The following is a 20,241-nucleotide window of genomic DNA, read 5'->3' as shown; positions in this document are numbered from 1 at the left end:
CGACGGCGGTGGGTCGGCTGGGGTGGGTCAGGCGAGACCTGCGAGACCAGCCAGGATACCGGCCAAGGTAGCCGCGGACGTTTCCTTGACCTCCAGCGAGACCGTTTCGCCTTCTACGCGCGGGGTCAGGACATGCACGCCGGACGGACCCGTGTACACGGTGACGGTAGGGAATTCGTTGGTGTCCGTGTTGAAGGCCACCACGTTGCTGGCAGCCTCGGTGTCGGACAAAGCCTTGGAGGCATACTCCTCAAATGCTGGTTCGGTGTAGGACCCGGGCTCTGAGTCGCGTTGCGCAGCGCCCTTGGGATCCACGAACTCTGCCAGCCGGGGAACCAACTGGTCGCTGGAGACCACCGTGAAGCCGTGCAGGCCTCCCTCGTCCACTTCCTCGATCAGGACGCCGTCGTCATGCACATAGCCGTACAGCCAGCGCTTGCCCGTGGACACCGTTCGCTCCACCGAGACCAGGCTGTTGCCACTGCGGCGCAGGGTGAGTGCGCCGGTGATTTCTTCCGTTGCGTGCAGGCGCGTGGGTTCCGCCTCACCCTCGAAAATCACGGGGTAGACCAGTTCCTTGGCCAGCAGCCCGCGAAGGGCCACTGCGCACAGGAGTTCCTTGCTGGCATCCTGCGAGGAAAGCCACGGAAGCGCCACGATCTGCTCGTGCTGCACGCCGTCCAGGGCTACCACTTCTTCGTCGGTCAGCGTGGGCAGCGCGGCGCCGGCGGCGCTGGCCGAACCCAGGACTTTGGCTGCGGCTTCAATGTCCCGCGCAGTCCATTTCATGGTGTTGGTGGTCATCCGAATATCCCTCCGACAAAGTTTCCAACTGACTTGGCGGCATTACTGACCCCGTCAGCCACCTTACTGCCTACGTCCTTGGCGAAGTTGCCCACTTCCCTGGCACCGTCGGCGATGTAGCTGCCCGGATTGCGTGCAAAGTTGGTGATGGAATCCCAGTTGTCCGCCACGAGGTTGCCGAGTGCCCAGGCCCCGGCCACGATCCCTGCGCCGATCACGATCGGGGCGCCGATCGGGCCCAGCATCGCCGCGCCACCTGCGGTCATGAGCATGATGCTGCCCACGCCGCCCACCACGGACAAACCACCTGCCACCCGGTCGCCCGTACCCCGCCAGCCGTCGTGTTCGGGGTTGATCATGTCGCTGATGCCGCCCACGATGTTCAGCGGCGCAGCCAACGCACCGGCCACCCGGAGGCCCTTGGAGAACTTGCTCGCGTCCTGGAAGGCCTGGCTGTAGGGAATGTTGGCTTTGAGGTCAGTGATGACGTCGGTGATCTTCTCGCCATTGCGCAGCGCGGTCAGGGCGTCCTTCACCGCTGTTCCGCCGGCCCGCCAGTTGGTGAGGACTTCCCGCGTCTTGGCGAAGTCCTGCCAGCCGAGCTTGCCCAGCTTGTAGGCCGCCCAGAGCTGGGAGCCGAGGTCCTTGACGCCCATTCCGGTGTCGTAAACGTCCTTGATGACACCCACTGAGCTGCGGGAGCCGTCGTTGTGGCTCGCGAACTCCTGCTGGTTGGCGTTCTTCTTCAACAGGCTTGCGTTGTCCCGCAGCATGCTGGCCGCCTTGACCAGGCTCTGCCGGTGCTGGCTGTTCCAGTCGTTCTTGAACACGGTGGCATCGCGGCCTTGCCAGGCGTTGGCCGAATTGATGGCGTTGGACAGTTGTGCGCTTTGCGAGGTGATCGCGTCCGCAGCCTTGCCCATCACCCCGGCCAGACTGCGAAGCTGTGCGATGTCCGCACCGTAGAACCCAGCCATGTGCAACCCCTTTTGCATGAGTGGTGTGTGAGTCGAAAAACCTCGTCCAAGCCTAGGCGCACCGGGACACCACCGCGATGGGGAGCGGTGCCCATCAAAGCAACGCGGGGTCACTTGAGGCCCGTGTCGAGGTTCCGAAGGGGCCTCAAGTGACCCGCGTTGCTTAAAGCACGACGGCGGGTGGTGCGGTTCCCAGGGGATCGCACCACCCGCCGTCGTCACCCAACTGAGTCGCATTAGTGCGCGTTTTCAGCCTTCAAAACGCGCTCAGCTGCGACTTAGTTGGGGGAGGATCAGTGGCCTTCGGCCGTGAAACGCTTGATGGAAGCTTCCAGCTCGGCTTCGGCAGCTGCGCGGTCGCCCCAGCCCTCGGCCTTGACCCACTTGCCCGGTTCCAGGTCCTTGTAGCGGGTGAAGAAGTGCTCGATTTCCTTGATCAGGAATTCGCTGACGTCGCTGACTTCCTGGATGTGGTCGAAGCGTGCGTCCACGGGAACGCAGAGGACCTTGGCGTCTCCGCCGCCGTCGTCGGTCATGTTGAAGACGCCGATGGGGCGGGACTCAACAATGACGCCCGGGTGGAGGTCGAAGTCCTGCAGGAGCACCAATGCGTCCAGCGGGTCGCCGTCTTCGCCCAGGGTGTTCTCGAAGAAGCCGTAGTGCGTGGGGTACTGCATGGAAGTGAACAGGACGCGGTCCAGGCGGACACGGCCGGTTTCGTGGTCAACTTCGTACTTGACGCGCGATCCCTTGGGGATCTCGATGGTCACGTCGTGCTTCATGGAATGCTCCTTGAACGGGGTCTGGGTGGGGCTAGGCTCCGCCCGGAAACGGAGGCCGCCAGAGCTGGCGGTTCCACAGGCAGTCTGCTTAGCCCAGGGCTGGCGGCAGGCGAAAGTACAGCCGACGCCGCCGACTACTATTGAGGATATAGCGAGACACCCGGGTTTCTTGAACCGGCGGGGACATTTCAGGACTGACAGGACCAAGCAACTTCCATGATGGGCATTAAAAACGGGGATGCCCGCGCTGGGCTGTCCGCGGCCTGGGGGCGCCTGAAATGGCCGTTGCTCTTGGCCGCCGTTTTGCTCTGCGCCGTAGCCGTAGTGGTGGCCGGGATGGTCCCCGGGCTGCTGGCCCCCAAGCCTTCGCCGTCCCTTCCTTCCTGGCAACAGTCGCCAAGCGCCTTGTCCGGTTCCAGCGCGGTCCAGCCCCTCGACGCCAACGCGCCCATGCCCGTACAGGCCGACGTTGCAAAACTCCTGGAAGAGACACTCAAGCCGTCAGGTTCCGGTTCCATCACCGGTGTTGTGCTCGATGCCGCCACGGGCAAGGTACTTTTCGACCGGAACGCTGCCACCAACCGGATCCCCGCGTCGAACATGAAGCTGCTCACCGCCGTCGCCGCGTTGAAAGCCCTGGGTCCGGAAACCCGTTTCGCTACCCGCGTGCTCGGTACGGACGATCCCCACACAGTGGTCCTCACCGGGGGAGGGGATGTGCTCCTGGGCGGCGGTGCTTCCGATCCCTCCGCTGTGCTGGGCCACGCCGGGCTGGCTACTTTGGCGACGGACACCGCTGCCTCCCTGAAAAGCGCCGGTATCAAAGGTCCCGTGACCGTGCAGGTGGACGATTCCTTGTTCTCCGGCGCCCCCTTGAACCCGGCCTGGAGCCTTGGCGACGTCGCCGCCGGGGAGACTGCCCCCCTGTACTCCCTGGCCCTGAACTCCGGCCGCTATTCGCCGACCACCACTACTGGACCCCGTCCGCAGGATTCCGCGGTGACCACCGCCCAAGCCTTTGCCGAGCAATTGGCCGCTGCCGGCGTCGAGGTGGGTTCCGGCGTCGAACGCGGCAAGGGCCTCCCCGCCAAACTGCTGGCCAGCGCCGAATCCGCAACGGTCAGCGAGCAGGTGGACCACATGCTCCAAACCTCGGACAACTTCCTTGCGGAAGCGCTGGGACGGCTCACGGCTGCCGCTTCGGGCCAGAAAGCGACGTACGACGGCGCCACAGCGGCCGTGCGGCAGAGGCTGGGGGAGTTGGGAATCGCCACGGATTCCATGGAGTTGGCCGATGTTTCCGGCCTCGCGCTGGAGAACCAGGTCAGCGCACGACAGTTTGCTGAGGTGGTCCGCGCCATCACCAGCGGGCCCGATCTTTCGCTGCGGGCGGCGTTGGATGGTTTCCCCGTCGCCGGACTCACCGGCACCCTCGATGACAGGTACGTGGATCCGAGTACCGCCCAGGGCGCAGGGCTGGTCCGGGCCAAGACCGGGACGCTCAACACCGTGATCGCCCTGAGTGGCTATGTGGTGGATGCGGATGGACGGCTCCTGGTGTTCTCCTTCATTGGCAACGGCCTGGAGCCGGGCGCGGCGGGAAACAAGGTAGCCATGGACCGTTCGGCTTCGGTCCTCGCTGCCTGCGGATGCCGCGGCTGAAGCTCAGCGCGGAGCGAACTTAAGGGCGCACTGTCAGTTACGTGTGATGTGATGGACCGTATGGTGACATCCGCCCGAGATTCGTCAGCAGGGGCTTCGTCCCTGATCAATTGGGACCTTGCCGCGGCCACTGCTGCCCGGCTGGCTCCTCCCGGCCCGGCGCTCAGTGCTGCGGAGATCGGCAAAGCCGTGGAGAACCTGCGTTTCAACGCGGACATCTCCGTCCCGCATGTCCATGACATCACCGGGCTCGAGGCCGCCAAGGACCTCCGCGATTCGCACGTCCTGGTGGTTGACCGGGCCTCGTGGTCCAAGGCCAACACCCAAAGCTTCTCCGTCATGCTGCAACCGGCGCTGCAGAAGCTCCTTGAGAGCCGCAGCGGAATTTCCATGTCTCCGGCGGCAGCCAGCGCCAGCGGTGCCATTACGGGAAGCCAGCTCGGAGCAATCCTTGCTTTCCTGTCCAGCAAGGTCCTGGGCCAATACGATCCCTTCGCCGCGCTCGCTCCGGGCTCGAACGTTCCGCCGGGCGGCCGGCTCCTGCTGGTTGCACCCAACATCATCTCCGTGGAACGTGAGCTGAACGTCCACCCGGACGACTTCCGGCTCTGGGTCTGCCTGCACGAGCAAACGCACCGGGTTCAGTTCGCCGCGGCACCCTGGCTCCGGCACCACATGCTGGACCAGATCGAGAACCTCAGCGGCCACTTGCTCGGCAACATGGATTCCCTGGTTGAACGTGCCAGTGCCGTGGCCAAGTCCCTGAAGGACCGAACCGCATCGGGCAATGTCCCCGGCCGCGGAGCCATTCTCGACCTCCTCCAAGACCCAGAGGAGAAAGCCGCCCTTTCCCACATCACCGCCGTCATGAGCCTGCTCGAAGGCCACGCGAACGTGGTGATGGACGCCGTGGATTCGAGCATCGTGCCCTCGGTCAGGACCATTCGCCAGCGCTTCAATGATCGCGGCAAGGACCGCGGGATCGTGGAGAAGTTCATCCGCAACATCCTCGGGCTCGACGCCAAGATGCGCCAGTACACCGATGGCGCCAAGTTCGTCCGCGGCGTGGTGGCGGTGGCCGGTATGGATGGCTTCAACAAGGTGTGGGATTCGGCCGGGAACCTGCCCACGGAAGAAGAGATCCACGATCCCAAGCTCTGGCTCGAGCGGATGGGGCTTTGAGCGGTTCGCTCCCTGACGCCTCGGGCTCCGGTGCCGCGGCAGGTGCCGCTTCGGGATCTGGCGGTTCGCACGGCCCTGCCGGTGCGAGTGCCGCTTCGGGATCTGGCGGTTCGCATGGCCCTGCCGCCGCGGCAGGTGGCGCCTCGGGACCTGGCGGTTCGCCCGGCCCTGCCGCCGCGGCAGGTGGCGCCTCGGTGGATACGGCCTCCGGAAAAGGCCGACGCCGGCCTGGCCGTTTGGCGCCGGTCGTTGGCAAAGCACGGAAACACTTGCAGAACGCCTTGGCCGCTGCCGGCTACCCATCACGGGTGCTGGTGGCTTGCAGTGGCGGACCGGATTCCTTGGCGTTGGCTGCCGTTGCCGCGTACTTTGCCCGCCGGGGCCACGTGGATGGGCGTCCGATTTCCGTCGCGGGCGTGGTGGTGGACCATCAGCTGCAGCCCGGCTCGGCCGAAGTAGCTGCTGAGGCAGCCTCAGTTCTCCGCGAGCTCGGCCTATCACCCGTGGAGGTGCGGACGGTGACCGTGGCTTCCACTGGCTTCGGCCCGGAAGCTGCGGCCCGGGATGCCCGGCACGCAGCACTCGATGCCGCGGCCGATGACCTTGGCTCCGAAGCGATCCTCTTGGGCCACACGCTGGATGACCAGGCCGAGCAAGTCCTGCTGGGCCTGGCCCGTGGCTCCGGCACCCGGTCCCTGGCCGGTATGCGGCCGGCGCGGAAGCGTTTGCTCCGCCCGTTCCTTGGCTTGCGGCGTTCCGAGACCCTGGAAATCTGCGACGTGGAAGAGCTTTCTCCGTGGCACGATCCCAGCAATGCCGATCCGTCTTTCGCCAGGTCCCGGACCCGGGTTGAGGTCATGCCGGTGCTGGAAGAGAAGCTCGGACCCGGGGTCGCCGAATCCCTGGCCCGGACCGCGGCCATCCTCCAGCAGGATGCCGACTTCCTGGAGGACCTGGCCCAGCAGACCTACCTCTCTCTCGTGAACCGGACGCCGGACGGAGCTTGGTTGCCTGAGGACGCCGTCCGGGATCTTGCCCCGGCGCTGAGGTTCCGCGTCATTGCCAAGGCGGCGGCCGACGTCGGCGGTCAACAACCCGGTTACGGGCGCCTCCAGGCCGCGGAAGCGCTGCTCCGGCGGCGTGGTTCGGCAGGTCCGGTGGAGCTGCCCGGCCATGTCAGCGTCTACCGCCTTTCACTGAGCGATTTGGAGCAGGATCGGGGCGCTGCGCCAGGTGATCCGGCACCGACCGGTCCCCGCGAGGCCGCGCGCTGTGGGAAGCTAGTATTCCGGCATCAGAAATCGGCCCAACAGTAGCCGCACCCCGAGCATCAAACAGGAGCCATTGGTGGATTCAAACGACGTCCAGGCAGACCTCAAGCACGTTCTTTACACCAAAGAGCAAATCCAGACGCGCATCGCCGAACTGGCAGCGCAGATCGACAAGGACTACGAGGGCCGCGAACTGCTGATCGTCGGTGTCCTCAAGGGTGCCGTGATGGTCATGGCGGACCTCGCCCGTGCACTGCACAGCCACGTCAGCATGGACTGGATGGCTGTGTCGTCCTACGGTTCGGGCACCCAGTCCTCGGGCGTGGTCCGTATCCTCAAGGACCTGGACACCGACCTCATGGGCAAGGACGTCCTGATTGTCGAGGACATCATCGACTCCGGCCTTACACTCTCCTGGCTCAAGTCCAACCTGGAATCCCGCGGGACCGCCAGCGTGGAGATCTGCACCGCCTTCCGCAAGCCGACCGCTGCCAAGGTGGAAATCGACGTCAAGTACGTCGGGTATGACATCCCCAACGAGTTCGTGGTGGGCTACGGCCTGGACTACGCCGAGAAGTACCGGAACCTGGACTTCGTGGGCACCCTGGCCCCGCACGTTTACGGATAGGTCGAACTTCCGCAGCAGCACGCTGCCCCGCCGCACCCGTTTCCGCTCAGCGCACCCGTAACACCGGGTGCGCTTGGCGCGAAAGGGTGCGGCGGGTGTGCTTAACGGGTGCGTTCGGCGCGAAAGGGTGCGAGGCGGGTGTGTTTGACGGGTGCGTTCGGCGTGTGTGGGCGCGGCGAGTGTGTTTTACGGGTGCGTTCGGCGTGTGTGGGCGCGGCGAGTGTGTTTTACGGGTGCGTTCGGCGCGAAAGGGTGCGGCGGGTGTGCTGGGCGCGTGTGGGTGCGGCAATCCGCGTGATTCCGGCACGCATCCTTTTACGACGTGGCGCCTTGTTTTTCGGTGAGCCCTCGTCGGGTGGTACGCCTGATTCTGCGACGCACCCATTTCCGCCCGAGGCACCCGTCCCACCGGGTGCGCTTGGCGCGAAAGGGTGCGGCGGGTGTGCTTAACGGGTGCGCTGGGCGCGTGTGGGTGCGGCGTGTGTGTCGAAGGTGCCCCGGGTAGCTCATCGTCCGGGGCGAACTGGGACCAGGCCTCCGTCGGTCAGGATCTTGGCGAATGCGGCAGGGTTCATCATCTCGGCCCAATCCCAGCGAATGACGGTTAATCCGAGTGCACGCAGGGCGTTCTCCCGTGCTTTCTCTTCCATGACCACTTGTTGAATGGTCTTGCCGCCCCGAAGTCGGTTTCGCAAGTACTTTCCCTGGCCATCGAATTCACCCACGAGATCGAGTTCGGGCCACCAAAAATCCGTTCGTGCGGTCTTTCCACTCTTTAGCGCGAAGGACGCTTGCAGCCGCGGCAAGGGAAATCTCTGCAGGATCATCTTTGCCCGGCTCATTGACTCGCCAACGGATTCCGACTGAGGATCGGAGAATTCGATTATTTTGGCCGCACGCTGTTGTCTGGACGACGAGCCAAGGGAGGATGCAGCGTCTTGCAGGATCCTCTCCTCAAGCGTGATGCCCCACGGGACGTCCTTGTCCCAATCCGAAGCTTTGCCCGTGGAAACCTTGGGCGGCTCGCGACGGCTGGAGTCAACCACAGCCAGTGCTTCGGCAAACCTCAGGGTCCCTGCCAGTTCGATGGTGGTCCGGGCCTTATCCGTAACCTGAAATCCGCCGAGTTCGCACACACCGTGATCGACGGTTCCGAGGATTCGTTGAACTCCGTGCTTGGACCGCCCACCACGAGGATCGTTCGTGACCGTCTGCAATTTGTCTGGAACTCCGACCACACCCAATCCCCACAGCAAAGCGGCCGATTTCATTGCGAAGACGGGTCTTTTCTGGCTGCTCTGGACCAAAGCTGCAGCGAGGAGACCGTGCTTTTGAGGTTCGCTTAGGGCGGACCAGAGCTGAGCCGGCACGTAGGCTCCCCGACGCACACGGACGAGCTCTCCCCGCTGGGCCCGCTTGGCAAGAAGGCGCGGGTCTTGCCCGATCCGGGCGGCGTCGGAGCTCATGATCAAGGTGGAGAAAGGCATGACATCAACGATGCGGACCTGTGCCGAACTTGGAACAGGTGCTTTCGGTCGTATGTGGACAAGGGTGTGCCGCAGGAGACATTGAAAGTCGCACCCGCCTGCGCCCCACGCACCCCTTCTGCAGGGTTGGCGCATCCATTTCCGCTTCACGCACCCGAGCTCTCGGGTGCGCCGGGCGTGAACGGGTGCGCGAGTGTTTTGTGGGTGTGGGTGGTGGGTGCGTGGGGCGTGAACGGGTGCGCGAGGGTTTTGTGGGTGTGGGTGGTGGGTGCGTGGGGCGTGAACGGGTGCGCGAGGGTTTGTGGGTGTGGGTGGTGGGTGCGTGGGGCGTGAACGGGTGCGCGAGGGTTTGTGGGTGTGGGTGGTGGGTGCGCGGGGCGTGAACGGGTGCGCGAGGGTTTGTGGGTGTGGGTGGTGGGTGCGCCGGGCGTGAACAGGTGCTCGGCGGGCCAGTAGCGGCCTGCGCCCCTGTACGCCCAGAGGGAACTTTTGCGCATTCCAGTGCGTGAATTACTGGGTACGGTGTATAGCTAGAAACTGAAGCAGCACCACTCGCGCGCAGAAGTTGCGCCTTGCAGCACTACCAGGAGGGACGGGGCGCAACCCCGATCAGATGAAAGCTAAGAATTTCTTCAAGGGCCCGGGCATCTGGATTGTTGTCGTCGTCGGCTTGCTCCTGGTGGCGTTCGCAACGTTGGCTCCCGGTGGCTCTACGAGGATCGACACCAAAGAAGGCCTGGATCTCCTTTCCCAGAGCGGCAAGGTGGAACAGGCAAAGATCTTCGATGCGGAGAACCGCGTTGATCTGGTGCTCAAGGACAACCTGAACATTGATGGCCAGGACAAGGGCAAGAACGTCCAGTTCTTCTACGTCACGGACCGTGGCCCGGACGTAGTCAAGGCCGTAACCAACGCCAACCCGGAAAAGGGCTTCACTGACCAGCCTGTTGAGAACAACTGGTTCTCCGGCCTGTTCTCGTTGCTGATTCCGGTGCTGCTGCTCGGTGTGCTTTTCTGGTTCCTCCTTTCCCGCATGCAGGGTGGCGGCTCCAAGGTGATGCAGTTCGGCAAGTCCAAGGCCAAGCTGGTCAACAAGGACATGCCGCAGGTGACTTTCGCTGACGTTGCAGGTGCAGACGAGGCCGTGGAAGAGCTCCAGGAAATCAAGGAGTTCCTCCAGGAGCCGGCCAAGTTCCAGGCAGTTGGCGCCAAGATCCCCAAGGGCGTGCTGCTTTACGGCCCTCCAGGTACCGGTAAGACCCTCCTGGCCCGCGCTGTGGCTGGCGAGGCCGGCGTCCCCTTCTTCTCCATCTCCGGCTCGGACTTCGTTGAAATGTTCGTCGGTGTTGGTGCTTCCCGTGTCCGTGACTTGTTCGAGCAGGCCAAGGCCAGCTCCCCGGCCATCATCTTCGTGGACGAGATCGACGCCGTTGGCCGTCACCGTGGTGCCGGCATCGGCGGCGGCAATGACGAACGTGAGCAGACGCTGAACCAGCTCCTGGTGGAGATGGATGGCTTTGACGTCAAGACCAACGTCATCCTGATCGCCGCGACCAACCGTCCGGACGTCCTGGACCCCGCACTGCTTCGCCCGGGCCGTTTCGACCGCCAGGTCACCGTGGAAGCTCCGGACCTTGTTGGCCGCGAGCAGATCCTGAACGTCCACGCCAAGGGCAAGCCAATGGCCCAGGGCATTGACCTGAAGGCTGTTGCCAAGAAGACCCCCGGTTACACGGGTGCGGACCTGGCCAACGTCCTCAACGAAGCCGCACTGCTGACGGCACGCTCCAACGCCAACCTGATTGATGACCGGGCATTGGATGAGGCCATCGACCGCGTCATGGCAGGACCGCAGAAGCGCAGCCGTGTCATGAAGGAACTCGAGCGGAAGATCACTGCCTACCACGAAGGTGGGCACGCCCTGGTTGCCGCAGCACTGCGCAACTCGGCCCCGGTCACCAAGATCACCATCCTCCCGCGTGGCCGCGCCCTCGGGTACACCATGGTGGTGCCCGAGGATGACAAGTACTCGGTGACCCGCAACGAACTGCTGGACCAGATGGCGTACGCCATGGGTGGCCGCGTTGCCGAGGAAATTGTGTTCCACGATCCCTCGACGGGCGCCTCGAATGACATCGAGAAGGCCACCGGGACCGCCCGCAAGATGGTTACCCAGTACGGCATGAGCGAACGAGTGGGTGCCGTGAAGCTGGGCCAGGGTGGCGGCGAGCCGTTCCTGGGCCGTGACGCCGCACAGGAGCGCAACTTCTCCGACCAGATCGCCTACGTGGTGGATGAGGAAGTGCGCAGGCTCATCGACCAGGCACATGACGAGGCCTACGCCATCCTCACCGAAAACCGCGACATCCTGGACCGGCTGGCGCTGGAACTGCTCGAGCGTGAAACCCTGAACCAAGCCGAAATTGCTGACATCTTCCGTGATGTCCGCAAGCGCGACTTCCGCGAGATCTGGCTGTCCAAGGAATCCCGTCCGGTGCAGACCATTCCACCGGTGGAAAGCCGCGCGGAAAAGGCCGAACGCGAAGCCCAGGAGGAAGCCAAGAAGGCCCGCCTGGACGAGCCGCTGGACTCCGTCGCCCCGCACGCCCAAGGCGTCAGCAGCCAGGACAACTTCCAGGCACCGGGACCCGACGGCGGCAACGACTCCCCGCTTCACGGCTAAGCTTTCTGCTGTGACTCATTTCGACGACGACGACCTCGCCGCCGCCCACGGCTCAGCCGGCGACTCCAAGGGAAGCCACAAAGTGGACCGCCCCCGCATCGAAGCAGCGGTTCGTGAAATCCTGCTGGCCATCGGTGAAGACCCCGATCGCGGAGGCCTGCAGGATACGCCCAAGCGCGTGGCCAAGGCGTATGCCGAGGTTTTTGCCGGCCTCCACCAGAACCCTGTGGATGTCCTGTCCACCACGTTCGACCTCGACCATGAAGAGCTTGTCCTGGTGAAGGACATCCCCTTCTATTCGACCTGCGAACACCACCTGGTTCCGTTCCACGGCGTCGCGCATGTTGGTTACATTCCGTCACATGACGGCAAAGTGACCGGCCTCAGCAAGCTTGCGCGGCTCGTGGACATCTATGCGCGCCGCCCCCAGGTGCAGGAGCGACTCACCACGCAGATCGTCGAGGCGCTCGTGAAGCACCTCAACCCCCGCGGGGCGATTGCCGTGGTGGAATGCGAACACATGTGCATGTCCATGCGCGGCATCCGCAAACCAGGCGCCAAGACCGTCACCAGTGCGGTGCGCGGTCAACTCCATGACCCGGCCACCCGCGCCGAGGCCATGAGCCTCATACTCGGAAGGTAAAGCTATATATGGATTCCCTCGCTGCAGCACCCGGAACCGGCCCGGCCACAAGCCCCCTGCCGGTTCTTCGCAAGCCGCGACCCGCGGCCAGGTTCCAGGACCTGCCAACGGACCGGACCCTCGTTATGGGAATCCTCAACGTCACCCCGGATTCCTTCAGCGACGGCGGCACGCACCGTACGCCTGACACGGCGATCGCCCTGGGCTTGCGGATGTTTTACGCTGGCGCCGACATCATCGACGTCGGTGGCGAATCGACGCGGTCCGGCGCAGAGCCGGTGGACCCCGAAGAGGAACAGCGCCGCGTGCTCCCCGTCATCCAGGCTTTGGTCAAGGCGGGTGCGCTGGTCAGCATCGACACCATGCACACCTCCACGGCAGCAGCTGCCGTCGAAGCCGGAGCCGCGATCATCAACGATGTTTCAGGCCTCACCATCGAGGACGGCATGCCGGAACTGGTGGCACGCACCAAGGTTCCGTACATCCTGACCCACCGGCGCGGCGATGCCCAAACGATGGACAGCCTCGCTGACTATGAGGACGTCACCGAAGAAGTCGTGGCTGAGCTGAAGGGCGTCCGCGACAAGCTGTACGCGGCCGGCGTTGCCCCGGAGCAGATCATTGTTGACCCGGGCGTGGGCTTCTCCAAGAACGAGGACCAGAACTGGGAGATCCTCAAGAACCTCGACAGTTTGTTTGAGCTTGGCCACAAGGTGATGGTTGCCGCTTCCCGCAAGCGCTTCCTTGGCTCCCTCCTGACTGTTTCCGGCAAGGCCGCGGCCCCGCAGGAGCGGGACGCCGCCACTGCCGCCATTACCGCCTTGAGTGCCGCGAAGGGTGCTTGGGCTGTCCGCGTTCACGACGTCGGCCCCAGCCTTGACGCCGTCAAGGTCGCCGCCCGGATCGCCCGCTGATCGGAGGCGCTGTGGACAGGATCACGCTGACCGGCATCACCGCCGTCGGCTATCACGGGGTGTTCGATTTCGAGCGCCGCGATGGCCAGCCGTTCGTCGTGGATGCCGTGCTGCACACGGATTTCACGAAGGCCGCCGAGACAGATGACCTGCAGTACACGGCGCATTACGGCGAAGTCGCTGAACTGATCACCTCGTACATCGAGGGTGAGCCCCTGAACCTGATCGAAGCCCTCTCCGTGAGGATCGCCGAGGGCATCCTGGCCAATTACCGGACCCTTGCCGCCGTCGACGTTACGGTCCACAAGCCGAAGGCTCCCATCGAGGTTCCCTTCGGCGACGTGACGGTCAGTGTGCACCGGGAGCGGACATGAGCGCCGGGTACACCAAGGTAATCCTGGCCCTCGGCAGCAACCTGGGGGAGCGCAACGACACCCTGACCACCGCCGTCGCGGATTTGGTGGATCCGGCGGAGGTGCGCCTCCTCGGGGTTTCCCCTGTGGTGCAGACCAAGGCTGTTGGCGGTCCGGAGGGCCAGCCTGACTTCCTGAACATGGTCATGGCCATCGAAACCACCCTTGCGCCGTCGGAGCTCCTGGAGCACTGCCATGCGGTGGAGCAAAAGCATCTCCGGACCCGCGAAGTCCGCTGGGGTCCCAGGACGCTGGACGTGGACATCATTGTGTATGGAAACGTGCAGAGCGACGATCCCGTCCTCACCATCCCGCACCCCCGGGCCGCCGAGCGGGCCTTCGTCCTGTACCCGTGGTCGCTCCTGGAACCGAACGCACAGCTGGGCGGCAAGAGCGTGGCCGAGCTGGCCGCCGTCGCCGCCGACATGCCGGACATCCGCCGCTTTGACGGCTATGGCGACGTTGCCGGTGTGCCTGCCACGGGAGCTGTTGAGTAGCCCATGAAAGCCATGCGTCCGTGGGTCCTGGTGATTATCGCCGTCGTATCCGCCTTGATCGGTTGGTTGGCCACGACGGTGACCAACCGTGTCAGCATGCCCACACCGGTTCTGCCCGTCTCGGCGCTGGTCACCATGGGCGTGATTGCCTTGCTGACCCTGGTGATGGGCATCCGCGTGCTGCGGTGGCGCAACGGCAAGAAGAAGACCATGCTGGACCCCATCATGGCGGCCCGGACACTCGTCCTTGCACAGGCCTGCGCGTACGCGGGGACGTTGCTCCTTGGCTGGCACGCCGGGATTTCCCTTGACCTCCTGCGGATCGGCACCCTGCGAAGCGGTGAGGGCATCCTCTGGAACGCCCTCCTGATGGGCGGCGGCGGAGTGGTGATGATCATCGTCGGGCTGGTGGTGGAGCGGTTCTGCCGCATCCCGCCGGAGGACTTCGAGGGCGGTACCGCCGGGGGACCGGAGAAGCGGCGCGGCGAAACAAAAGGTGAAGGCGAATATGCATACCGAGGCGATTGATCCGCCGGGCGTCCAGTGGCTGCGCGTTTCGCCGAAGTACGTCACCGTGCGGCTGGTGGAGTGGGCCGTGGGCAACCTGGTGATGGTGGCGATCCTGAGCCTTCCCCTGGTATTCGTGCAGTTGGGCTGGTGGCGTTGGCCCCCGCTGTGGCTCGCGATCGCGGTGCCCGCCTTTATGCTGATTCTTGCCTTATGGCGGCTGGTGCTCATTCCCCGCCAGGTCCGGGCGATCGGTTATGCGGAACGCGACGATGACCTGCTGATCCGTCGTGGCATCTTCTTCCAGCGCACCATGGTGGTGCCGTATGGCCGCATGCAGTACGTGGACGTCGCGGTGGGGCCCGTGGAACGCAGCCTGGGGCTGTGCACCCTGAAACTCCACACCGCCTCCGCGGGAACCAACGCCCACCTGCCTGGACTGCCGGCCGCTGAGGGCGCGCGGTTGCGCGAGCAGCTTTCCGCCCGTGGAGAAGCCAGGCTGGCCGGGCTGTGAGCCCGGAAGTGAGCCTTCCGGGAAAAGCGGTCGACGGCGATTGGCGGCGCGTGCATCCTGCCTCGCCGTTCGTGCGGGGGTGGGTAGCGCTGGCCGCGGTGCTTTACTTCTTCGGTCGCGACGCTTTCGAGCGCGTACTCCAGGGCCGCGATTTCCTTGATCCACACCTCAACGGACGGGTCTTCTGGTTGTTGGTGGGCGGCGGGGTGCTGCTGCTTCTTGCGGTCGGCGGTTTCATCCTCAGTTGGTACTTCACCCGGTACCAGGTGGCCGAGGGCTATGTCCGCGTGAATACGGGCTGGCTGTTCAAGCAGCAGCGCCAGGCGCGGCTGGACCGCGTCCAGGCGATCGACATTGTGCAGCCGCTTTTGGCGCGGATCTTCGGCCTCGCCGAGCTCAAGTTCGAAGTGGCCGACGCCGGTGAATCGGCGGTGCGCCTGGCTTACCTTCCCTTGGCGCAGGCCAAGCAACTGCGGGCGGCGATCCTTGCGCGTGCCGCCGGTGTGGTCACCGGACAGGAGACCATCGAGGAGATCCCGGAGGCGCCCGAGCAGCGCGTCCTGTCCGTTCCGCAGTCGCGGTTGATTGGATCGTTGCTCTTGAGCGAACAGACCGTGGGCATCCTGCTGGCCGCAGCTGCTTCGGTTGCCATCTCCGTGTACACCGAGAACAACGCGATCTTCTTTGCCCTGATCCCCGCCATTCTGGGTATCGGCGCGGCCTACTGGAGTTCCTTCAACAAGGGGTACAACTTCACTGCGGCCATTTCCCCGGACGGCATCCGGCTGCGCAATGGCCTCCTGGACACGCAGGCCCAAACCGTCCCGCCCGGCCGGATCCAGGCGCTCAAGATCACGCAGTCTCCCTTGTGGCGGCTCTTCGGGTGGTACCGGATGCACGTCAACGTTGCAGGGTATGGAGGTACGCCCGGCAACGAGAATGCTGCGCGGACCACGCTGCTGCCGGTTGGATTGAAGTCCGATGTCATGGTGATGCTCTCGCTCGTCCTCCCGGATCCGGGCGTTGACGATCCCCAGGGTGTCTTCACTGCCGGACTGGAAGGCTTGGCGCCGGTGTCCGGCGGCAACGATGGCTTCACGACGACCCCCCGGCGAGCACGTCTCTTGGCCCCCCTTGGCTGGCGCCGCAACGGATTCCTGGCAACACGCACTGCGCTGCTGCTACGTTCCGGCCGCTGGTGGCACGCCTTGGTGCTCGTTCCGCACCAACGCACCCAGTCCATGGCGCTGCAGCAAGGACCGTTGGCGCGCCGGTTCGGGGTGACCGACTTGGTCCTGCACACCACGGCCGGACCCGTGGCGCCACGCCTTTACCAAGCTGATGTGGCGCAGGCTGTGCAGCTCTTCGACCAGCAGGCCGCGCGTGCCAGGGAAGCCAGGAAGCGGCAAACCTCCGAGCAGTGGCTCGCCCAGGTGTCCTTCCAGCCGCACACCCCAACCCAGCCACCCGCCGTCGAACCCAACACCACCCAACAGGAGGATCCCCATCATGGCTAGGCCAGGACGACTCGGAGTCGGGATCATCGGCGCCGGCAAAGTGGGCGCCGTCCTGGGTGCGGCTTTGCGCGCGGCCGAGCATGCCGTCGTCGGGGTTTCCGCCGTCTCGGAGGCGAGCCGGGAGCGGGCCGAAAGCCTGCTGCCAGGGGTCCCGGTCCTGGAGATCCAGGACATCGTGGAGCGGTCCGAGTTGGTGTTGCTCGCTGTCCCGGACGACGCCCTCGGCGACCTTGTTGAGGGGTTGGCGAAACTCGGAGCCTGGCAGCCAGGCCAACTGGTGGCGCATACCTCAGGACGGTTCGGCGTCGGAATCCTTCAACCCGTGCGTGCGGCGGGCGCGATCCCGCTGGCGATGCACCCGGCCATGACCTTCACCGGCATGAGCCTGGACCTGACCAGGCTCATGGATTGCACCTTCGGCGTCACCGCGGACGCGGCCATGCTGCCGATTGCGCAGGCCTTGGTGGTGGAAATGGGCGCGGAGCCGGTGGTTGTTGCGGAGGCCGACCGTACGCTCTACCACGCAGCCCTGGCCCACAGCTCCAACCACATGGTCACGCTGGTTGCCCAGGCCTCGCAGCTGTTGCGCGAAATCGGGGTAGAAGCACCCGAGTCGATGCTCGGTCCGTTGCTGCGGGCCACACTGGAGAACGCCCTCGCGTCCGGCGAATCAGCCCTGACCGGGCCCGTGGCCAGAGGCGATGTGGGTACCGTTTCGGCGCACGCACAGGCGCTGATGGAGTACGACGGCGGTGCCGGCGGCGACGTCCTCGCTGCCTACCAAGCCATGGCGAAGGCCACTGCGCGGCGGGCGGAGAACCGCGGGCTGCTGCGGCCGGATCAACTGCAGGAGATCAACGAGGCCCTGGACAATGGGACAGAACCCTTCAACGGGAACTCGTCGCCGGAAGGAAACTGAACAGCATGGCCATCAAACTCGTCACCACGGCGGCGGAACTGCGCTCAGAGAGCGCGCGGCTCCTCGCTGAAAAGGGTGGATCGTCGCAGGGCCTGGTGCCTACCATGGGGGCCTTGCATTCCGGGCATGCGGCCTTGGCACGGACAGCCGTGGCCGAAAACGACGTTGTTGTTGCCACGATCTTCGTGAACCCGCTGCAGTTCGGCGACGCCGTGGACCTCGACCGCTACCCCCGCACGCTCGAAGCGGACCTCGCCCTCTTGGAGGCGGAGGGTGTTGACCTGGTGTTCGCGCCCACTGTGGAGGAGGTCTACCCCGGGGGGCAGCCGCTGGTGCGGGTCACTTCGGGTCCGCTCGGCGAAAAATGGGAGGGCGCTTCCCGCCCCGGCCACTTCGATGGTGCCCTGACCGTGGTTGCGAAACTGCTGCACTACGGCCTGCCGGGAGGAGCGGCAGCGGACGGCACGACGGCGGCCTACCGCGCCTATTTCGGGCAGAAGGATGCGCAACAGTTGGCCCTGGTGACGAGGATGGTGGCTGACCTGAATTTCCCCGTGGACATTGTGCCTGTGCCGATCGTCCGCAGCGAAGACGGACTTGCACTGTCCAGCCGCAACCGCTTCCTCTCCGACAAGGAGCGCGAAGCGGCGCTCGTGTTGTCGCGGGCGTTGCGCCTGATCGAGTCCCGCGCGAACGCGCACCAACCCCTGGACCTGGACTCCGCCGTCGAACTCGTGCAGTCCCAGCCACTGGTGGAACTGGACTACTTCGACGTGGTGGACCCCATCACCCTTGAGCCGCTTGCCGAAAACTGCAAGGAGACTCCTTTCCGTGGCGAAGGCCTGGCGATCATCGCGGCGAAGGTCGGTCCTGTGCGTTTGATTGACAACGCACCACTGGATTCCTGACGTTTGGATTTTCTGCTGACGGGAATGGTGGAGGAGTTTAGACTGTTCCTGTCTTCACCGGCGCTGAACGCCGGAAACCAAATCTCAAGCCAAGGGAATTCCCATGTCTACCGACGTCACGTCCGGCGCCTCCGGCGATCCCGTTTCCGGCGCTACCGGTGCTGTTTCCGGCGCAGCTGCTCCTGAGCAGACGCCGGGCCCGCAGGTGTCCGGCAAGATGTCCCGCGAGTCCGTCACGGTCATCGTCACGCTGCTGGTTGCCACGTTCGTGGTGATCCTCAACGAGACCATCATGAACGTCGCGCTCCAGCGGCTCATGACGGACCTCCGGGTGGATGCGCCCACAGTCCAATGGCTGGCCACCGGGTTCATGTTGACCATGGCCGTGGTCATCCCCACCACCGGCTTCATCCTGCAGCGGTTGAGCACCCGGGCCTCGTTCATGCTGGCCATGGGCTTGTTCAGCGGCGGTACGTTGCTGGCCGCCCTTGCTCCGGGATTCACCGTGCTTCTGCTGGCCCGCATTGTCCAGGCCGGCGGAACGGCCATTATGCTGCCGCTGCTCATGACCACCATCCTCACGCTGGTGCCCATGTCCCGCCGAGGAGCCGTGATGGGCAATGTCAGCATCGCCATCTCGGTTGCCCCCGCCATGGGACCCACGGTCTCCGGCATCATCCTGGACCACTTCTCCTGGCGCTTCATGTTCGTGTTCGTGCTGCCCGTGGCTCTGGCCGCGTTGGCCATCGGCGCGAAGTTCCTCACCAACGTTGGGGAACGCGGCAAGACCACCCTTGACCTTGGTTCCGTCGTTCTGACAGTCCCCGCGTTCGGCGGCCTGGTGTACGGCCTGAGCCAGATCGGGGGAGCCAACGCGGGAATCGTGCCGGTTATCGCCTTGGTTGTGGGCGTCGTGTGCCTGGCGCTATTCGTTTTCCGGCAGCTCACGCTCCAGAAGTCCGACGCTCCGTTGCTGGACCTCCGGGCCTTCAACTACCGCATGTTCACGGTGTCCACGCTGCTCATGGTCGTGGCCATGATGGCCCTGTTCGGCGGAGTGATCCTGCTGCCCCTGTACCTGCAGAACACGCTGCACCTGCAGCCCATGGAGACCGGGTTGGCTCTCCTCCCGGGTGGTTTGGCGATGGGCCTGCTGGGTCCCGTGATTGGCCGGATCTTCGACAAGGTGGGTCCGCTGCCGCTCACGGTGTCCGGCTCGATTCTCATGGTCCTGACACTGTGGCAGTTCTCCCGTTTGGACGATCACAGCGCCCTCGGCTGGGTCATTGCCCTGCACGTTGTGCTTAGCCTGGGCCTGGCATTGCTGTTCACCCCGGCGTTTACCACCGGCCTGAACCCCCTGCCTCCGCACCTGTACTCGCACGGCTCGGCGATCATGAGCACGGCCCAGCAGGTATCCGGTGCAGCAGGTACCGCGCTGCTGGTCTCCATCTTCGCCGTGGTTTCGGCGTCGTCCGGGCTGGTTGCCGGCATGCAGGCAGCGTTCTTCGCCGCGACGATCATTGCCGTGGTAGCCGTTGTGCTCGGCGCCATGATGCGCCGGACGGAAGGTGCTGGCCACGGAGGTCACTGAGCATCTGTGTTGATGTGAGTCCGGGATTCTCCTGAGCTCCGGGCTCTCCTGAGTTCCGGGCTTGGCAAAGGCCGGCACCCCGTGTGGGTGCCGGCCTTTCGCGTACCTGCCGTTCCCCTTTGGGACGCTCTCTCACCGAACCGCCCGTTTTGGGTGTCGCTCTCTCACCGAACCGCCCGTTTTGGGTGTCGCTCTCTCACCGAACCGCCCTTTCCCCGGGATGCTCTCTCATTGAACCGCCTGGTTTGGGTGTCGCTTTCTCGCTGGCCCCTTGTTTCGGTGTCTATCTGGGGTTCGAGGGCGGGTGTTGGGTTGGGTGCTGTGGTGGCTGGTTGGTGG

The 20,241-nt window shown here is 64.8% G+C and carries 19 protein-coding genes; 15 read left to right on the top strand and 4 right to left on the bottom strand.

What is annotated here, in order from left to right; all coding sequences use genetic code 11:
- Positions 1-27: 27 nt before the first annotated feature.
- From ACIPY3_RS22365 to ACIPY3_RS22355, 3 genes are all read right to left on the bottom strand, one after another.
- Entirely contained in the window at positions 28-804 is a 777-nt protein-coding gene (locus ACIPY3_RS22365) for a hypothetical protein (protein WP_400337576.1), read from the bottom strand.
- Positions 801-1,781 carry a hypothetical protein gene (locus ACIPY3_RS22360; RefSeq protein WP_400337574.1) on the bottom strand — a complete coding sequence of 327 codons (981 nt, stop codon included), beginning with the start codon at positions 1,779-1,781 and terminating at the stop codon, positions 801-803. Before ACIPY3_RS22360 ends, ACIPY3_RS22365 begins: the two co-directional genes overlap by 4 nt.
- Before the next feature lie 293 nt (positions 1,782-2,074).
- On the bottom strand, positions 2,075-2,563 hold the full coding sequence (locus ACIPY3_RS22355) for an inorganic diphosphatase (protein WP_400272775.1): 489 nt from the start codon (positions 2,561-2,563) through the stop codon (positions 2,075-2,077).
- A 219-nt stretch (positions 2,564-2,782) separates the two neighbouring features.
- On the opposite strand from ACIPY3_RS22355, the gene dacB reads away from it, so the two are divergent.
- The 4 genes from dacB (at position 2,783) to hpt (ending at position 7,306) form a co-directional block, all read left to right on the top strand.
- Positions 2,783-4,225, top strand: a complete 1,443-nt coding sequence (gene dacB, locus ACIPY3_RS22350) for a D-alanyl-D-alanine carboxypeptidase/D-alanyl-D-alanine-endopeptidase (RefSeq protein ID WP_400337604.1) — start codon at positions 2,783-2,785, stop codon at positions 4,223-4,225.
- Between the two features lie 60 nt (positions 4,226-4,285).
- On the top strand, positions 4,286-5,407 hold the full coding sequence (locus tag ACIPY3_RS22345; protein ID WP_400337573.1) for a zinc-dependent metalloprotease: 1,122 nt from the start codon (positions 4,286-4,288) through the stop codon (positions 5,405-5,407).
- Positions 5,408-5,676: 269 nt separating this feature from the next.
- Positions 5,677-6,723 (top strand): tRNA lysidine(34) synthetase TilS, encoded by a 1,047-nt coding sequence (gene tilS / locus ACIPY3_RS22340; RefSeq protein ID WP_400337602.1) that lies wholly within the window; start codon positions 5,677-5,679, stop codon positions 6,721-6,723.
- Between the two features lie 31 nt (positions 6,724-6,754).
- Positions 6,755-7,306, top strand: coding sequence for a hypoxanthine phosphoribosyltransferase (hpt, locus tag ACIPY3_RS22335; RefSeq protein ID WP_400337571.1), 552 nt, complete (start codon positions 6,755-6,757; stop codon positions 7,304-7,306).
- A 506-nt stretch (positions 7,307-7,812) separates the two neighbouring features.
- Here the strand turns inward: hpt and ACIPY3_RS22330 are convergent.
- Complete coding sequence (locus ACIPY3_RS22330; RefSeq protein WP_400337569.1) at positions 7,813-8,793, bottom strand: hypothetical protein; 981 nt, start codon at positions 8,791-8,793, stop codon at positions 7,813-7,815.
- A gap of 613 nt (positions 8,794-9,406) precedes the next feature.
- Here ACIPY3_RS22330 and ftsH point away from each other — a divergent pair.
- From ftsH to ACIPY3_RS22275, 11 genes are all read left to right on the top strand, one after another.
- Positions 9,407-11,476, top strand: a complete 2,070-nt coding sequence (gene ftsH / locus ACIPY3_RS22325) for an ATP-dependent zinc metalloprotease FtsH (RefSeq protein ID WP_400337568.1) — start codon at positions 9,407-9,409, stop codon at positions 11,474-11,476.
- A 10-nt stretch (positions 11,477-11,486) separates the two neighbouring features.
- Positions 11,487-12,119: a GTP cyclohydrolase I FolE gene (gene folE / locus ACIPY3_RS22320; RefSeq protein ID WP_400337566.1), complete on the top strand. Its 633-nt coding sequence runs from the start codon at positions 11,487-11,489 to the stop codon at positions 12,117-12,119.
- 8 nt (positions 12,120-12,127) lie between these two features.
- Positions 12,128-13,033 carry a dihydropteroate synthase gene (gene folP / locus ACIPY3_RS22315; protein WP_400337564.1) on the top strand — a complete coding sequence of 302 codons (906 nt, stop codon included), beginning with the start codon at positions 12,128-12,130 and terminating at the stop codon, positions 13,031-13,033.
- A gap of 11 nt (positions 13,034-13,044) precedes the next feature.
- A complete protein-coding gene (gene folB, locus ACIPY3_RS22310; RefSeq protein WP_400337562.1) occupies positions 13,045-13,407 on the top strand; it encodes a dihydroneopterin aldolase in 363 nt (120 codons plus the stop codon).
- Positions 13,404-13,943, top strand: coding sequence for a 2-amino-4-hydroxy-6-hydroxymethyldihydropteridine diphosphokinase (gene folK, locus ACIPY3_RS22305; protein ID WP_400337560.1), 540 nt, complete (start codon positions 13,404-13,406; stop codon positions 13,941-13,943). The genes folB and folK overlap by 4 nt, the downstream gene beginning before the upstream one ends.
- Before the next feature lie 3 nt (positions 13,944-13,946).
- The gene (locus ACIPY3_RS22300; protein ID WP_400337558.1) at positions 13,947-14,471 is read left to right on the top strand and encodes a DUF3180 domain-containing protein; all 525 of its coding nucleotides are present in this window, start codon (positions 13,947-13,949) and stop codon (positions 14,469-14,471) included.
- Positions 14,452-14,964, top strand: coding sequence for a PH domain-containing protein (locus ACIPY3_RS22295; RefSeq protein ID WP_400337556.1), 513 nt, complete (start codon positions 14,452-14,454; stop codon positions 14,962-14,964). The genes ACIPY3_RS22300 and ACIPY3_RS22295 overlap by 20 nt, the downstream gene beginning before the upstream one ends.
- A complete protein-coding gene (locus tag ACIPY3_RS22290) occupies positions 14,961-16,481 on the top strand; it encodes a PH domain-containing protein (protein WP_400337555.1) in 1,521 nt (506 codons plus the stop codon). The genes ACIPY3_RS22295 and ACIPY3_RS22290 overlap by 4 nt, the downstream gene beginning before the upstream one ends.
- Positions 16,474-17,400, top strand: coding sequence for a Rossmann-like and DUF2520 domain-containing protein (locus ACIPY3_RS22285; RefSeq protein ID WP_400337553.1), 927 nt, complete (start codon positions 16,474-16,476; stop codon positions 17,398-17,400). The genes ACIPY3_RS22290 and ACIPY3_RS22285 overlap by 8 nt, the downstream gene beginning before the upstream one ends.
- A 5-nt stretch (positions 17,401-17,405) precedes the next feature.
- Positions 17,406-18,308 (top strand): pantoate--beta-alanine ligase, encoded by a 903-nt coding sequence (gene panC / locus ACIPY3_RS22280; protein WP_400337551.1) that lies wholly within the window; start codon positions 17,406-17,408, stop codon positions 18,306-18,308.
- Positions 18,309-18,411: 103 nt separating this feature from the next.
- Positions 18,412-19,902, top strand: coding sequence for a DHA2 family efflux MFS transporter permease subunit (locus ACIPY3_RS22275; protein ID WP_400337549.1), 1,491 nt, complete (start codon positions 18,412-18,414; stop codon positions 19,900-19,902).
- The last annotated feature ends 339 nt before the right edge of the window (positions 19,903-20,241 follow it).

The organism is Paenarthrobacter sp. NPDC089714, assembly GCF_044748905.1.
Lineage (GTDB): Bacteria > Actinomycetota > Actinomycetes > Actinomycetales > Micrococcaceae > Arthrobacter.
The sequence above is the reverse complement of the archived record's forward strand: the minus strand, read 5'-3'. Positions and strand labels throughout refer to the sequence as shown.

Bases quoted from the DNA above. Each gene is read 5' to 3' on its own strand.
- ACIPY3_RS22330 (WP_400337569.1), bottom strand. From the start codon at position 8,793: ATGCCTTTCTCCACCTTGATCATGAGCTCCGACGCCGCCCGGATCGGG.
- ACIPY3_RS22365 (WP_400337576.1), bottom strand. From the start codon at position 804: ATGACCACCAACACCATGAAATGGACTGCGCGGGACATTGAAGCCGCA.
- ACIPY3_RS22345 (WP_400337573.1), top strand. From the start codon at position 4,286: ATGGTGACATCCGCCCGAGATTCGTCAGCAGGGGCTTCGTCCCTGATC.
- folK (WP_400337560.1), top strand. From the start codon at position 13,404: ATGAGCGCCGGGTACACCAAGGTAATCCTGGCCCTCGGCAGCAACCTG.
- ftsH (WP_400337568.1), top strand. From the start codon at position 9,407: ATGAAAGCTAAGAATTTCTTCAAGGGCCCGGGCATCTGGATTGTTGTC.
- ACIPY3_RS22275 (WP_400337549.1), top strand. From the start codon at position 18,412: ATGTCTACCGACGTCACGTCCGGCGCCTCCGGCGATCCCGTTTCCGGC.
- panC (WP_400337551.1), top strand. From the start codon at position 17,406: ATGGCCATCAAACTCGTCACCACGGCGGCGGAACTGCGCTCAGAGAGC.
- ACIPY3_RS22360 (WP_400337574.1), bottom strand. From the start codon at position 1,781: ATGGCTGGGTTCTACGGTGCGGACATCGCACAGCTTCGCAGTCTGGCC.
- ACIPY3_RS22295 (WP_400337556.1), top strand. From the start codon at position 14,452: ATGCATACCGAGGCGATTGATCCGCCGGGCGTCCAGTGGCTGCGCGTT.
- ACIPY3_RS22300 (WP_400337558.1), top strand. From the start codon at position 13,947: ATGAAAGCCATGCGTCCGTGGGTCCTGGTGATTATCGCCGTCGTATCC.
- dacB (WP_400337604.1), top strand. From the start codon at position 2,783: ATGGGCATTAAAAACGGGGATGCCCGCGCTGGGCTGTCCGCGGCCTGG.
- ACIPY3_RS22355 (WP_400272775.1), bottom strand. From the start codon at position 2,563: ATGAAGCACGACGTGACCATCGAGATCCCCAAGGGATCGCGCGTCAAG.
- ACIPY3_RS22285 (WP_400337553.1), top strand. From the start codon at position 16,474: ATGGCTAGGCCAGGACGACTCGGAGTCGGGATCATCGGCGCCGGCAAA.
- folP (WP_400337564.1), top strand. From the start codon at position 12,128: ATGGATTCCCTCGCTGCAGCACCCGGAACCGGCCCGGCCACAAGCCCC.